Origin of the sequence: Pontiella sulfatireligans (genome assembly GCF_900890705.1) — a bacterium.
In the GTDB taxonomy this organism is placed as follows: Bacteria; Verrucomicrobiota; Kiritimatiellia; order Kiritimatiellales; family Pontiellaceae; genus Pontiella; species Pontiella sulfatireligans.
Map to the genome: position 1 here is coordinate 1,319,765 of NZ_CAAHFH010000001.1, position 15,889 is coordinate 1,335,653.

Sequence of the window (15,889 nt, forward strand, 5' to 3'; positions counted from 1 at the left end):
TTCTCTATTTCTTCAATCGGAACGGTTCCGGCATTTGTTCCTCCCAGGAGGCGTAAAACGCACGCATTTCATTGACGATTTCCGGATATTGATCAATTCGATTGATCGTCTCGCCAATATTCGTTTCCAGATTAAACAGCTGCGCTTCATTGGGATATCGGATCAACTCATTTGCCGAAAAGGCATCGCCCTTTTCATCGAGTTTATAATTTGCATGAGACCAGCCGGCGTTGTGGGTCAGTTTCCACTTATTCATACGAAGGACCCAGGAGTTCTTGTTCTGGGCCCAGGCCAGCCATTGATGCTGTGTATCCACTTTATTCCTCAACACGGGCAGCAGACTTTTTCCATCCAGATCCTTCGGCACCTCAATACCGGCCAGTTCCGCCAGCGTCGGAAAAATATCCATAGCTGAAACGAGGGCGGATTCATTCACGGCTCCCTGCGGGAACGTTCCCGGCATGCTGATGATCATCGGCACACGTATGCCGCCGTCACCGAGCATATATTTATACCCCCTCAACGGTGCATTGTTGGCATAGGTGTTAATGGTCCCCCCGTTATCGGACATAAAGACAACCAGCGTGTTTTCCCGCTGACCTGATTTTTCCAACGAATCGAGAAGTTTCGAAATTCCGGAATCGAGAGCCAGCAGATTGGCGAGATAGCAGCGCCGCCCCTCTGGATCGACCGTCCCCATATGGCCCCACTTTTTATGGAACTCATCGTTGGATTCTTTGTTCGGCTCCCAATACGGAAACTGCCACTCGGCGACATCGCGATCCCAAGGCACATAACGCGCCCCGACCTTCCGGGCCCAGGTTTCTTCAACCACATAGGATGGATGATGAACCGCATTATAGGAAACATGCAGATAGAACGGTTTCCCGTCTTTTTTCCGGTCAATGTAATCGCACGCCTGATCCGTGAAGATGCCGGTGGTGGACTGATTTTCAAACGAAACATATTCGGCGTCCTTCATCGTCGCGCCCAGCCCGTTCAGTTTCAATAAAGGACCGACCAACTGGAACCCCATGCGTTTGAAACCCGCCCGCGCCTTATAGGCATCCACGTCTTTTGAGCTCAGCCGGATGTAATCCCAGGTCGATCCGAGGAACCCGAGAAACTCATCAAAGCCGTGCTGTGTCGGAAGCAGGCGGGGGCCCCAGCCATCGAGATGCGTCTTTCCATACTTGGCGGTCCTGTATCCCGCATCGTGCAAAGCCTGCGGCATTGTACAGGTGCCTTCCGGCAAACTGCCCTGCCCGAAATAATAGTTTCCCCAGCGATACGGATAGCGCCCCGTCAGCAGCCCGGCACGCGACACACTGCAAATCGACCCCGCGGCATACGCATTGCGGAAATAAGTTCCGCTCCGCGCCAGCCGGTCAAATCCCGGGGTTCCATACTTCTTCACATCCGCCGGCGCATCCGGCAGAAACGACATATCTGCATATCCCAAATCATCTGCAATAATCACGACGACATTCGGTCGGTCAGCCGCAAAGACTCCCGCACAAAAAATCCCGGACAGTAGTATAAACAAGACGCTCTTCATTATTTCTTCTTCCTTTTTTCCATTCGTTCAGCATGTTGCTCTATCGCGAGATCCACCGTAAACACCGGTGCATTCACGGGATAGGTGTTGACCTTTTTCTCCATGAGAATATGGAGTCGAACAGGCGTTCCTTTTTTCAGAAATACTTTGCGTGCAATAGACCCATGCTCCGAGGATTCAGTTTCGGCATTCGTTTTGAGTTCCTTGATGCCCTGACGCAGATACACGGTCACCCATTGGTCTTTAAGCGAGGTGATGGTTGCCGCGGTCTGCATCTTGTCCAGATCCCACTCCAGCGAGTCGACCGTCGCCTGCGTGCGGCAACGAATGCCTGAGATCGAACCGTTCGGCAGTTTCGGCGACCAGGCGGGCAGAAGTTCAATGACGCCGGGTTCGGAATAGACCAGCGCCTCGGCAAGCAGTCCGGGCAGTCCGCACAACACGTCGGTGTTCGGGAGCCAGCCCGGATCATGCAGCGTAATCAGGTTGGGCTGAATAAACCCAAAGTGCATCAGCGTGTAAAGATTCTGCCAATACAGTTGCGGGTATTTGGTTCGGGCCGCGCAAAATGCGCGTACGGCAAAGCCGTGGCCGGACCAGCCCTGCGGCAGACGTTTTTCCAGAGCAACCCGCATCGCCTGAACCTGCACTGCATCACCCTCCCAATTCAGTTCATGCGCCGGCCAAACCGGATAGCTGTGCGACATATGGCGATGATCATAAGCCTCTTGGGTTCCCGGATACGCCCACTCCTGAAACACCCCTTCTTCGTTCACCAGATACGGCGGGAATTTTTGAAGCATCCCCTTCAGCGTCGCAACGCGATCCGCCTTGATGCCGAGATCTTCATAGGCCTCGACCAGATTCTGAATTGACTGCTTGGCCGCCGCAATATCCTGCACGGCATTCAGCGACTGCATCGGCAAATGTTCCGGTGAATAGGACGGCACAAACAGGAACCGTCCACTCTTATCGTACTCCGTCAGGAAATCCTCGTAGAATTCTACATTTTTCTCCATCAGCGGCAGCGCATGCCGCTGCAGAAATTCCTTGTCGCCGGTGATCTGGTAATACTCGTAGATCGGATAAATCAACCAGGCTGCACCGGCCGTCCAGCAATGCCCCGGCCACTTGCCGAAATGGGTGTGATAGTTTTCCCTGCCGGACGTACGGGCGCCGGCCATGACGCCCCGGAAGCCGTAGATGTTCTGCGCATTCACTTCCCACGAGGGAGCAATCTCTTCGATCAAGTTCAGGTACGCCGCAAGGGCTTCCGGCAGGCCACAGGTGTTCGCACCGGCAATCTGCTGGTTCAGATTGGTGTCCAGCGTAAAATCGTTCGACCAAGCCGGCGATTGGTTCCCATTCCAGATCCCGCTCAGCGTCGGCGGCAAGGATCCGCTGGACGAAAGCAGCGCATAACGGCCCATATTAAACATTTTCTGCAGTAAGGCCGGAACAATCTCCTTGGAACCAGCCTGCTTCGCGATCAGTTCTTCCGAAGACAGATAGCGGTCATCGGACGTGTCTATATCCAGAACCATCCGTTTCATGGCGGTGCCATGCAACCTCACATGCCGCGCCAAAAGCTGATCATAATCTGCCGGCAGTTCCGACAGACTCTTCTGCATCTTCCCGATTTCGGATTGCTCAAAATCATCCAGATCGGTGATGCGCGTCAGCAACAGAACGCGCTTCGTGTTTAGGCAATGCACCTCGTCGCCACGCTGTTCAACCTTTCCGCCGTCAACAATAACGCGGGTCGTCCCTTCGTAACCCCGCACCGTCTTTCTATACTTGCAGCGCGCCGTCATCCAATCCTTGGAAAAGTCGGCAATAATGCGGGCCATGTCATCCGTCAGCCCATGGGTCTGATCGACCAGGCTCAGATCAAGGCTGAGCGGTTTGCCGTCCGGCGACTCGAACTGCTGAACGATCACGTTGTCCGTGTGGGAGACAAAGGTTTTGTTGATCCAGCGCCCGTCGCCGTTACGGTAGCGAACGACGGCTTCGCCGGTCATAAAATCGACGCTCCGCAAATAGTCGAAAACCCTGCCGTCCTCTTTACGCCGAATCATCATCGCATAGGCCGGATGATAGGCAGGGGTTTTTACAATTTCCGGATGACCATTCTCCGCCATCACCTTCCGCCAATAGCCAAGCGCCTGGTTTGTTTTTCCTTCCTTCATCAGGCGTCGCACTTCCGGCAGAGCCCCGGAAATTTTCGGTGGAAGCGGCCGTTCATCCAGAAACGGACGGAACAGGCGTTCGTGATTAAAAATCACTTTTTCTTCATAGGGTTGTCCGAGTACCGACGCCCCCATCACGCCGTTACCCGTTACGATCCCGCTGTCCCAACGTCCGCCAGGCTGGACGCTGCACATGCCCGGCAGATTCACCACCTCTTTGCGCTGCTCCAGCGGTAATGGATCAACCTTGAGGGCAAACGTGCCTCCAGATATGGAGACCACTGTAAGCAGTAGAGCTTTCAACACGGTATTTTTCATTATGGTTCCGATATTTTATAGATTATTCGTTTAAGGGGCGGATGCTTCAAGAAATCTATACATTTCCGCACCTGCTGCCAGAAAGCCGCCAACCCCATAGACCTCCGTATAATCGGGATAACTATCCCCCGGGCCGGCACCGATACCCTGCACATGCCCCGGCATGCCTTCGTCGTTAACACAACCAACCATCGCATTCCATCCCTTCATGATAACGGGTTCGTAGGTTGCCCGGTCGAGGAGGCCTTCATTCACTCCCCAGGCCAAGCCGAACACAAAAAAGGTGGTACCACTGATTTCCTTGACCGGATAATCCTTTTCATCCGCCATCATGCTCATCGACCAAGTTCCGTCGCTGCGCTGCGTTCGCTTTAGCGAGACCGCCATTTTCTGGAACAGGTCGATGTAAAAAGCACGCCCCTCCCAGTCGTTCGGCAAATCGGGAATCATGTAGGTCAACCCACCAAACACCCAACCGTTGCCCCGTGCCCAATATTCTTTCGCCCCGTTTTTTTCGCGGTTGGGCATTCGTTTTTTATCGCGGTAGAACAGTTGGTCTTCCGGATTCCAAAGCATGCCATAGCTCAACAGGTACTGTTTGTGCATGAAGTCGAGATAGTCCTGTTCACCCGTTACCTTGGCCAAGCGCGCCCAGGTTGCCGGTGCCATGAAGAGGGCATCGCACCACGTCCAATATTTTCTGCGCGGGTTCTGTTCTTGCAGGATCGCATCGAAGCGTGAGCGCAGGTCGGCAATCATTGCCGGGTCTTTTTCCTGTTCATAAAAATAGAGATAGACCTGCCCCATTGCATGGTCGTCGGCGTGCTCGATCCCCTTGGGATGGACGCGCAGCTTCCACCCGTTTTTGACACATAGATCCTTCAGCCAATCATGATAGCGCACTTCACCAACCGTCCGGCCATAATGGTAAAGACCCATATGAAAAGCCGCACACGTCCAGTCGTTGTCGTCATGGGCTTTGTCGCGATTGTGCCAGCGTCCTGTTGTCGCTTTGGTCAACGCACGGTATTTCCCCATGTCGGCATAGGTCGCGATCTGCCAATCCGCAACCTTTTGAGTGATGGCCTTCACCGACTCCGGCAACGGTGATTGGGATGCACTCGCGTTGCTCCACACGCAGACTCCAAACAAGACAATCAATAAGGTGAATATACTTTTTCTTTCCATAATCGTCTCCATATTAATATTCCAAAGCCTCAACCCGCAGGCGCATAAAAAGCGCAGGGCCGTTGGTTTCCGGATTCAAGGGAACCGTAAGAACCGCAGGTTCCCCTGCAGTAAACTCAACGGGAAAGTCCGGGTCGTTGACCGGCTCCGTGCCATACTCGTAACGCGCCACTTCTCTCCAATCAGCTACGTCGCTCAGGTTGGTCGACACCTCAACCACCGAACTTACATCCGGGCGCTCGCGCAGATAATGGAAGCGGTATTTCCCATCGATCAGGACTGGGGCCGGCGTATCCATCGCATTGGTTGGATTTCCGCCCAGCGCATATTCCGCCAGATCCGTCAGGCCGTCGCCGTCGGAATCGACAATCACCAGCCCATTGGTTACTCCATATTCCGAGCGCCAGTCGGCCAGACTCACAGTGCCCTCATCGAGAATGGCAAGCACCTGACAATCAAAGCTGAAAAAGGTGGTATACGTGCCGTAGAACCAGAGCAGATGACGATGCAGGCCGTGGTTTTCCGGCACGATCGGACGCAGATTGTCTTTGAGGGAGTTTGTGGTGACCGCCTCCCAGTGGAAAGTCAGGCCGCCGTCTTCGGTCACTCCGCGATAGATCTCGTAGCGCTCCGACGAATTCAGCGGAACATTGGTGACGCTCGAAAGGTCGAACGGATTTTCGGCATTGGAGGAGACATAAACCACATTCGGTTCATCGGGATCGAGGGCCATGCCGCCGCCGTATTCCCGCTGTGTATCGTAGATCGGGCAACCGCCCTGCCCGATGAAGCGGCGCTGCCATTCCGACCCCGTCCAACGAGCATAGTAATAGTAGATCCGGTCATCTTCGAATCCGCTCGCACCCATCACATCGCGCTTTGAAACCTGGAAGACACACACGGGATCCCCGTTGTCCTGATAACAGATATCCCAGGTCCATCCGCGTCCTGCCGGGATCCAGTCGTCCGGCCCTTCGCCGGCGCCCCAAGCAGTGGCCGTGTACGGGTAAACGATGGTGCCGTCACCGACCGAAAGAGGAAGGTCGGCCCATGCACCGGCCAGCGTCCCATCGGTCTTATGGAAAGCGTTGGTCCGATAATACAGATGGTAAATGGAGTTCGCGTTCTTATCCGGATGACCGTCCGTGTAGATCAAGTCAATGCGGTTCGTATGATCAGAACAGTAGCGCGGATACGGACGCTGACTGTCCGTTCCGGCATTAATGAAATGAACCGGGGCTTCCCACGATACGGCATTATTGGTCGACACCGTGATTGTCGGGTTGAAGTTGATATACCGATGGAAGTTGTAGATTTTGTTGTCTTCCCCGGTGAGCCGGTACGTATTGTTGTAGGCGTTCTTTGTGCCGGAGTCCCCCAGAACCTGTGTCTGTTCGTCATTCCAGTCGGCATCCGCCGCCGGCGCAACGACCTTGGATGTCCGGTAGAAGAATTGGTCGACATTGCCATTGATATGCTTTGAATAGGCAATCAGGAGTGTGTCATCCGGAAGAACCGTTATCGACGGGTTGTTGTGGTCGTCCGTCTGCCTTGAAGCTGAAGTGCTGATCACCATATGGTCCGAGGTGCCGGTGTCCGGATCGAAGCGGGAAATTCCGTACTCACCGTTTTTCTTCACATAGCCTGAGAAGAGATAACCCTGATGCCAAATGGCGCGCTCATCGTTAAACCAGGTCCACACTCCATCCGGTGCAATCTCGACAGCGCACTCCGGTATCGGGTCGGGAACCGGAACCGGCAGCTTCGTTCCGGAAATCACGATGTTATCAAACCGGGCTCCGTCATTATGCGTCCCGAATCCGATCTGCACCCCGTCCGGACAATTGGTCAACGATGTGTTGGCCGCTCCCGAACCATTCATCACCATGGACCAAGATGCAAACGAGGTGGTGTTGCTCAGTATAGTTGCATTGAATGATAGGGTCTGCGACTCCGCCGTCCATGTATAGGTCGCCGAATACCAGGTGTCATCAGCAAAGGCCGTGCCGGCATATGCGCCAACCGTATTGGAGGAAATACGAGAACCGCCGCTGTAGTACCAGACTTCATTGGCGGCAAGGGACTCATTCATATAAGAGGCATAGTAGTTTCGGCGATTCAGATCTCCGAAAACAAGGACGCAGTCATCCCAAGTTCCTTCGTGCATAAATTTGGTGTCGTAGGCGACCGAAAAATCGTTCGTAGCGGAAAGATAGAGATCTTTTGCCTGGAGCCAGGCGCCCGGCTGCGTTCCGCCAGCCGTGCCCACATTTCCGCCGACCTGCCCGGAATACGTTCCATCTGCACCATCGGTGGAGACGCTGAAGCCGGCTCCACCGGCCATATCAACCTGCGTAAAATTGGTCAGGACACCACTTTCAAAATCATCACTGAACACCGCGTCCAGCGGCGGGGGCGGCGGCGGTGGCGGAGGCTCAACCGCCGTGCCAGTGATCACTACATTATCGAAGCTGGCCCGGTCATTGTGTGTTCCGAAACCGAACTGCACACCATCGGTGAAGTTTGTCAGCGAAATATTAAAGGTGGTTGAACTATCCAAAACCTCAGCATACCCCTGAGAAGAACCACCAGCCAGAGGCGCGACACTCATCAACAGAGTCTCGGTCGCAGCTGTCCAACTATACGTTGCGCTGTACCAGGTATCATCCGCGAATCCGGCTCCCCAGTTGGAAACAGTCTCCTGCCCTGCTGTTTTTTTACGAATGCCGTTTACCGCAATCCACACATCATTGCCGCCGGCATCTTCCGAAGTATAGGTTGCGTAATAATTGCCGCCGGCCAAGTCTCCAAGAACGAAAACAGCGTCATCATACGAAGCTTCATGTTCAAATTTAAAATCGACTGTCACCGTGAAGTTGGATGCCGGATCGACGATAATTCCGGTGGGCATTAAGTACGCTCCGGGCTGACTGTTAGAGCCATAATTTATTGTATCCCCGATATGCCCGGCGAATCCGGACACTCCGGTCACGAGCCCGGTCTTCCCAGCGTTTGAACCGGCCAAATCGACAAAGGTAAAATCAGCTAACCCATCCGTATCAAAATCGTCATTAAACAGGACCTCAGCCCGTGCAGGCATCAGAATCCCTGCCCCCACTGCAAACAAAATCACCAACAGCCATTTTTTCATTTTCTTCCTCCATCTACGATGGACCACGAACCACAAGGGCATACGCCACCCATATAAGTTTAAAAACTATCACGACCCGCCCTGAAACCGCTTAACGCTATCCGACAAACCCTTGGCTTAAACCGTCAAATGCGGGAAATGCGGAGGAATATGCCCACGCCATACACCTCGGCGTCGTCCGGAAAGCTTTCCCCCGGGCCGGAGCCGACTAGAATTCGACCTCAACCTGCCGACCGGCAAAACCACCGGCAGACAGGGAAACGGGATAAGAAATTCCATCAACCGTTACCGTCAACGATGCCAGTTGCTGGGTTGGCTCGCAGGCTATAAACCGATCTTCCTTCAGCATCAGCAGGCAGGGTTGATCCACTTCGACCAGCATGCCGTCCGGTGTGGTCAAGATTCCTGCGGAATAAAATGCCGCCTGTACCCCGGCGTTGCTCTCAATCGCCTGCAACGAGACACTATTGGTCAGGACCGTGGTGTTGTCTGCCTGGATTTTGGATTCCATATCCGCGGCATCGGTTCGGGGATACAGCGTGTAGGCATACGTTCCATCCACAGGGGAGGTTCCATGGTCAATCCAGATGCTGAAAACGCTCCCGGTAACCGGGCCGTCATCGAAGGTCGAATTGATATCGAGCCAGTTCCCGGTCACGGTGTCAAAATGCAGGGTCGATGGCTGGAGCATGTGATACCCGATCCCGTTATGCTGCACCCATGAATCGGCGGCCAATACATAGGTTCCATTCGTCAGAATTCCGGAAGCCGTAACCACGGGACCATTCAACCAGGATTGCTGAACGGAGGTGTATACCGAGCCCAGAGTGGTGCCACCAATTCCGGCCCCAAGACAAACGACCGAGTCCTCACCGAAAAACCAGGACTTACGGGCGGAGAGCGAATTACGTTTGTAGATCATGGTCGCCATGCCGTTTGTGCCGTCGTTCAACACACCGACAAAAGCAGACTCGCCATAGTCTTTGTCATACCCCGTCGGCTTTAAACTGTGATTGCCTTGGTCGCATGTCGTTCCCGACAGACGATGCCAATCCCACAGCCCCATAGCATCTTCATATTCAGCGCCGTCCTGATAGACGTAATGAACCCCGTCGGCCAGATGAATACCCAACAGATTCTGCTCATTGGCGGTCTCGGTTCCGACCACCCGGGTGGAGCACATTTTCACGGAAGAATACCAATCCGGACGACGATGAACGGCCATATCGGAGCGCCAGAAGGATTTATGCCCGACGATGGCATTGGTCGGAGCAAGGGCTTGCTCATACAAAGCCGTGGCCGCTGAATCAATCTTGATCATATCCAGAAGCTGACTCTTCAACTTGGATCCTTTGCCCAGCTGTGACCCAGGATAAATCATGCGCCCTACGGCACTGATATCCATCCGACCGTTCCACAAAACCCATGATTCCCCTTCCAGCATAAAATTACGAAGAATGGCCAACCGATCCGCTGCGGGAGCATAGAGCGTATCGCGCATCGTCAACCCCTGCTCAATCATCATCGCAGTCATCCCCAGGCCGTAGTTCCCGAACTGTTGCTGCGGCCCATGCTGATGGAAGCTCCAGTCGGGCTGGATCCCTTCATCTGTAGTCACATACAGTTCACTCCATAGAATCTCACTGGCCCGAATCATCAGCGAAGCATCTTCATCGAGTAATCCGCGCATGAAAACCTTCGTGGCAAGACTCACCTGATTGGCACCGGTCATATCCATGGCCGTACTGTTGAAAATCTTCCAGCGGGCCTCCGTGTACATTGCTGACGGCAGGTCATCATCGAGCAGAATAAATGTTCTTTCGAACAGGAGCGGCACAGCAATTTTCCAGTTGAACCAGTTCGAATTGTAATAGTCTTCATCCAACCAATGCTGCAAGCCATCGAGAATGGCACCCAAAAGAACAGGATCCTCATAGAACGAGGAATCATGGTTTGCATACGACTCGGCCATGGAGAGCAGGCGGCTCAGATGAAGCGTTGTAGGCCAACTCGCTGTTGCCTCGCTTTCATAATCGACATCCGCCCACGTGCCGCCAGCAAGCATGCTGTCAAGATTTGCCTGAGTTACGGAATCCGCCGGGGCCAGCGCCGAATAAAACTCGATGAACTGACTGCGAATCAGCGCCATGTCGATTTTCTGGTCCTGCCCGTTCAGACGATAAAATGAAAACGGCACATTACGAAGATCGCTCCAGCTGTTGCTCCTGACGCCAACGACTGGTTGGCCAAACGACTCCCAGCTACCTAATACAAGGTTCGTACAACATTGCAAACTGTACTGGAAACTCTGGTTCAGACTTTTCGCATTCACCATCACATTGGTGCCGTTTTCAAAAGAAAGATCGACCGTCACCGGAGCCGGAATGGCAGTGATTGCTACTCCTGACAAACCGACACTTTTCCACTTGGAGTTCGATGTGGCGCGTCCCGTGATCACGACATTTCCACTGGCATCTGGAGTGATGTTGTTCCATTCAAAGGCATTATTCCGGGTAGTAGCATCCTGAATATATTCCGCAGCATCTCCAGATCCTGCCGCAACCTTCCAGGTCGAGGAAACACCGGTTTGGCTAGGCCATGCCGTAATATTGCATGTACCGGCAGGATCCAGCCCGGAAAATGTTAAGGTGCATCCGAACTCGCCAACGTCTGCTGCACCTCCCGTACCGGCATAGATACGGTCGGTGGTAAGATCACTGCTGATCCCGGGAATCGGATCTCGGTCCGTCCCTGATGCATAATTATAGGTGCCTCCATATAGTGCATACTGAAGAGAAATCGCCGATGACGCGTTATTGGTGTCCACCAAACTCTTCGTCCCGGCTCCGGAAAAGTTGTTATATTTTTCCGAAACATCTGAATACGTATCTCCACTGGGTCCAAAGTCGATATACACAGTCGAAACGCCCATTGCCGCAGCCGAATTCAAGGCCGCCACAACCGCTATAGATTTGAGAATTGTTCTTACAGTCACTGTTCCTCCAGATTATCTTGAATCAGATCCAGCTTGAAGAAGACGTTGGTCTTACCGGCAGAATCGAGATTGTACTCAAACCTACTGTAAGCCGAAGTACTGTTAGGTATAATGGATAAGGCACTCCAGTTCGTTTGCCATGGACCGCTGACCAGATCTTCGGTCCATTGCGGATCATAAACCACTCCCGAAGCCGTTGAATCGAAGCCCCAATAACTAAAGCGTGCCGGTCCATTCGTTGAAGTCACTTCCAGCCACGGCATAATTTCAGCCCGATCTGCTGTCCGGGGATTTCCGCCGATACCGAACTCCACAAAATCGGTAAGTCCATCCTGGTCAAAGTCACTATCCGGATTGCCGTCGAGTTGATGGCCTGCAACAAACTCGGTCCAGGTCGGTGCCGCAGGATAAAACGGTTGTGACAGCTCAATATCAATAAAGCGGAACATGCCCAATGGAACGTCGATCTCTACCGATTCCCCAGATATTGGAAGCGTTTCACCCTTCAGGACATCCGTCAGAGCGAACGGCGTTACCGTATTGAATGTAACGGTTGCCGTTCTGTCCTTAGGGTTGAGATATCCGCTGTCAATCAGGGTTAACCGCAGGTGGTTGGTTGCCGTCTGAGCACAGACCCACGCGACATCTCCGGAAACAGTAACCGGCAGCATTTCCGCCCCCTGCCGGAGATCATTAGTGACCGTTTCAAAATAGGCGCCGTTAGCCGCATGCTGAACTAAACCGTCTCTTTCAATGTAATATTTTCCGTCGGTGATGTGCTCCTTCAAAATGTACTTGTACATTGGATGAAGATTATCCACCAATCGGTTGCGGTAGTCCGCCGGTGATGCATACATCCCGCTCTCAACCGGCGTGTTCAGCACCATCCCGTTCGGGAACGGTGGAATAAAGTTCTGACGGCGATCCTTGACTCCGGCGGCATAGCGGGAAAAATCCCAATCGGTATTTTTCCCACCCTTCCAACAGGCTTCCAATCGACCGAATACCATTGGATTGGCCGCTTGCTCCGCCTCATCATAATACGTCGTCCATTTCGGTATTTCATTACCCGCAATGTAACGTTCATCCGGATCAGTTATACTGATATGCACCGGGGAAAAACTGACGATTTCCTCGCGACGAGGAATATAGAGCGCCCCGCTGGCCACCAGTTCCCAGATCAGACTTTGATAGTCGGCATCCGTGTAGCTGCTGTGTGAAAAACGGGCTCCGTAGGCCAGGCGATAGACCATGTGCCGCAGGAAGTGATTGGGAACAATCTGAGCCGCAATTTCCCGCGTCCGATCGAAGCTGGTATTATCACGGGTTGTCCGCATACCCCAGCTGTCGAAACATCCGCTGGCCCACAAACCGATCCGCCCGGACAGACTCAGTTCAGCGGTTTTCGAGGTACTCTCTTCCATGCAAGGCCGGAACACTTCTTTGACTTTACCGGAAATAAAATCACTCCAGGCCGCTTTATGAACTGTACTGCTCCAGAACATATGCTTGTTATTAAACGACATGATTCCGTTGTGTGTTTTCAGGCGCTCGGCCACCGGCATAAACAGGCGTCCCAGCGGATATTTCATATTGCTGTCTGTACTTTGTACCTCGGCCCAGGAAAGAACCGTTTTCCGGTTCGGATCTTTCGCATAGCTCCGATCAATGACTTCGAGCAATGTTTCCGGCTGATAATAATAAGGATCGTTGCCGTGCCCCGCCCTGAAACTGAGGCCATATGTGAAGCTGTCGATCGCTGGCTGGAAATGTTGATCCAGCAGCTGCTGCTGCGTTCGACCATACGTTATGCCGTTATCAAATTTATGAAGATACGGTTCATCCGCAGGATCAACCAAAGGAAGAACGCTGGATGGCGCGGCCGCGTTCTTCCATTCCTGCGTCTGGACATTCGTCGTATGCGCAAAGCCTACAAACAGAGGATTTGCAACTCCGTACTTTTCGCGCAGCGCAACCGCAACAGGATGTTCGCCACTTCCAATCTCAATCACCTGATCCGGCTCCCGCTCCCAGGCCGGCCTGACAAAGTTGCCGACTTGGTCGCGGATCGTATTATAGTTATCCTGCATGGATTCCATTTTGCCGGGCGAATACAGATCCTGAACCTCCTGCTTCCAGTAAGGTTTAGAGGTATCGATGACGTGGATGCCGCTGCCCCCGCTCTGGCAGCTTGAAAGCACTATTCTGTTTTTATCATGATCATTCCACATATGATGAAAGGCATGCGGCATCAGGATGCTTTCTTCCCTGACGGCGAGATGCGGGGAGAACAGCACAATTTTATTTCCGCACAGCGCAAAATGTTTATAGCTGTTGCCATCCGGAATATCCGTTAGCGCAGAAAACCGGTACGTTTTAAACGGATCGGTGAACGATTCGCTATGATAATAATTTGTGCCGCTGCCAAGATCCAGTTCCTCCACGACAATGCTGAATGAGTTTCCGCCCATAAAGATCGAGAAATTTCCATCGCCGTCCGGATCGGAAATTTCCAAGGCACCTATGGCATCCTGGGTATTCGGGGATATTGAAGGGATCGTCGGTGAAGCTGAAAGCGGTTCAAATTCATAGAATTTCCCCCTGAACTGCATGTGCATGTATCCGAGCATCATCAGATGATCTGTACCGTCCGCCTGAGGAACCGGGCGCAGGAAGTTGGGCGTATGGGCATAGCCGATATACCGATCGAGATAATAGGCCGCGGTGCCCCACGGTTTCAGGGTGGAATAAGTGGAGGAATCGACGGCGCTATGGAGCGTCCCGTCGGCATTCAGCCAATAAAAATTCTTATCAAAGCCGCCACAGGCAATGTATTTACTGCCCCCAGAACCGCGAATGGTACAGACCGCATTCATCGGCACATCATTCGGCTGGAACGGCGCACTCCAGAACGAGCTTCCGTCAGAAAGGTTTAAACAGTGAACACTGCCATCCGCACCGGCTGTTAAAATTTCGTCTGTTCCATCGCCATTGAGGTCATCACACCACAGATCGCGCACCATATATCCGGAAAGCGGATTGGTCCAAAGCAGAATGCCATCATAATCCATGGCCAGCACCGCACCCTCATAGCTTGCGCCGACAATCACACTCTCCCCATTGAGCATACCGCTGCAGACTTTGATTACCGTATGGCCGGTATCAAAACTATCCAGACCACGTTCAGCATCCAGAAGTGCATTCGTTGTGGAGGTTACCTGAAAATAGACTAGACCACCTCCGACGATATGACTGCTGTCACTCGTATTTTGCGACTCCATGTAAAAACCAACCGCCGTGATGTTGGTCAAATCAATAGCAGATCTCACGGAAGCAACCGTCGCGGTTCCATCCACAAACGGTGTAAATGCATACCACGGAAGTAAGCCAGCCTCCTCCATGCTTGATCCCAGACTCCGCGCGGGACCGGCATACCATTCACCGCTCTCTTTTTGTACAAGTAAACGATAACTGCTATCGGTGTCCCAGTACCGTTTTTCTATATCAATGGAAACAGTGTCTATCCACGTGCAGTTGGTGAGAAAATCCTGCCAGATCACCATAGCTGAATAGGTATCACCCGAATCAATGGCCGGGGTTAGTTCTATGTAGTCCCCGGTTCCGGAATCCTTCACATCAACCTCCCGGTTGTTGATCGAGTTAGCTCCATAAAAAAACGGCGATTTCCCGACCGGATTCGGATAATAGCTGGGCCCTTGATCGGGGCTGATTATTTTGACAGGATCGTAGGTGAGATCAAACGCATCGGTACGTTGCTGGATATCCGTTACAATACCTGTATCACCGCTCGAGGCACCCCACTTAACGATTACGGTTTGCTGTGGCGTCACCGTCTCTGATGACAAAGCTCCGGAAATCGCCAGATTATCCACCATAAAGCTGCGACTGCCCGTTTGTCCGGTCCATACCAGGGAAAGGGTCACTAATTCCCCCGGGGCCAGCGTATTCGTTAACAGCAACGGAGTAAGATCGATGTCAAATGCCCGCCAAATGTTGTCACCGACCCCCAGACTATTCGAGACCGTTCCGGATGAAGCGATATCGCCGGAAGCAGAAATCGTATACGCAGATTCCGCTTTGTAGTGTTCGCGCTTGGATACCCAGTGCAACTGACTCAAGTCCACGGACTTGGATAGCGACGTGTTTTCAACGGTGATGGTAAAATCCGGTAAATCCCCAAACGCTTGATTGACCGCATAGTTTGCCGTTGAAGCATCAGGTTCAAGGTTCAGCGAACCCCACAACCCAGCGGGGTCCCCCTCATAGTCCCGCCCGGCATTATAACCGCTCATCGTCACGCCGACATGCTCGGCAACACTGGAATCCTGCGAAAGGATGCCTTCGTTGTTGTCGAAGCCGCCCAGCAAAACCGTTTGGCCGTTGGTGCCCAATACCAACAGCCCCGAAACCAACATGCTGAATATGACTTTGTGCATTCCCATCCTTCAAAAAAGGTTCATGTCCCCGTA

6 protein-coding genes are annotated in these 15,889 nt (G+C 52.9%); all 6 read right to left on the bottom strand.

Features of this window, described 5'->3' with window-relative positions; genetic code table 11:
- Positions 1-4: 4 nt before the first annotated feature.
- The 6 genes from SCARR_RS04495 to SCARR_RS04520 all read right to left on the bottom strand — a co-directional run bounded on the left by SCARR_RS04495 (position 5) and on the right by SCARR_RS04520 (position 15,856).
- Positions 5-1,558 carry a sulfatase family protein gene (locus SCARR_RS04495; RefSeq protein ID WP_136060319.1) on the bottom strand — a complete coding sequence of 518 codons (1,554 nt, stop codon included), beginning with the start codon at positions 1,556-1,558 and terminating at the stop codon, positions 5-7.
- Positions 1,558-4,065 (bottom strand): glycosyl hydrolase family 95 catalytic domain-containing protein, encoded by a 2,508-nt coding sequence (locus SCARR_RS04500; RefSeq protein WP_136060320.1) that lies wholly within the window; start codon positions 4,063-4,065, stop codon positions 1,558-1,560. The genes SCARR_RS04495 and SCARR_RS04500 overlap by 1 nt, the downstream gene beginning before the upstream one ends.
- Positions 4,066-4,095: 30 nt before the next feature.
- Complete coding sequence (locus tag SCARR_RS04505) at positions 4,096-5,253, bottom strand: glycoside hydrolase family 88/105 protein (RefSeq protein ID WP_168432997.1); 1,158 nt, start codon at positions 5,251-5,253, stop codon at positions 4,096-4,098.
- Positions 5,254-5,266: 13 nt separating this feature from the next.
- Entirely contained in the window at positions 5,267-8,404 is a 3,138-nt protein-coding gene (locus SCARR_RS04510) for a BNR-4 repeat-containing protein (RefSeq protein WP_168432998.1), read from the bottom strand.
- A gap of 208 nt (positions 8,405-8,612) precedes the next feature.
- Positions 8,613-11,399 carry a polysaccharide lyase family 8 super-sandwich domain-containing protein gene (locus tag SCARR_RS04515; RefSeq protein WP_136060323.1) on the bottom strand — a complete coding sequence of 929 codons (2,787 nt, stop codon included), beginning with the start codon at positions 11,397-11,399 and terminating at the stop codon, positions 8,613-8,615.
- A complete protein-coding gene (locus tag SCARR_RS04520; RefSeq protein ID WP_136060324.1) occupies positions 11,396-15,856 on the bottom strand; it encodes a PQQ-binding-like beta-propeller repeat protein in 4,461 nt (1,486 codons plus the stop codon). Before SCARR_RS04520 ends, SCARR_RS04515 begins: the two co-directional genes overlap by 4 nt.
- Between the last annotated feature and the right edge of the window lie 33 nt (positions 15,857-15,889).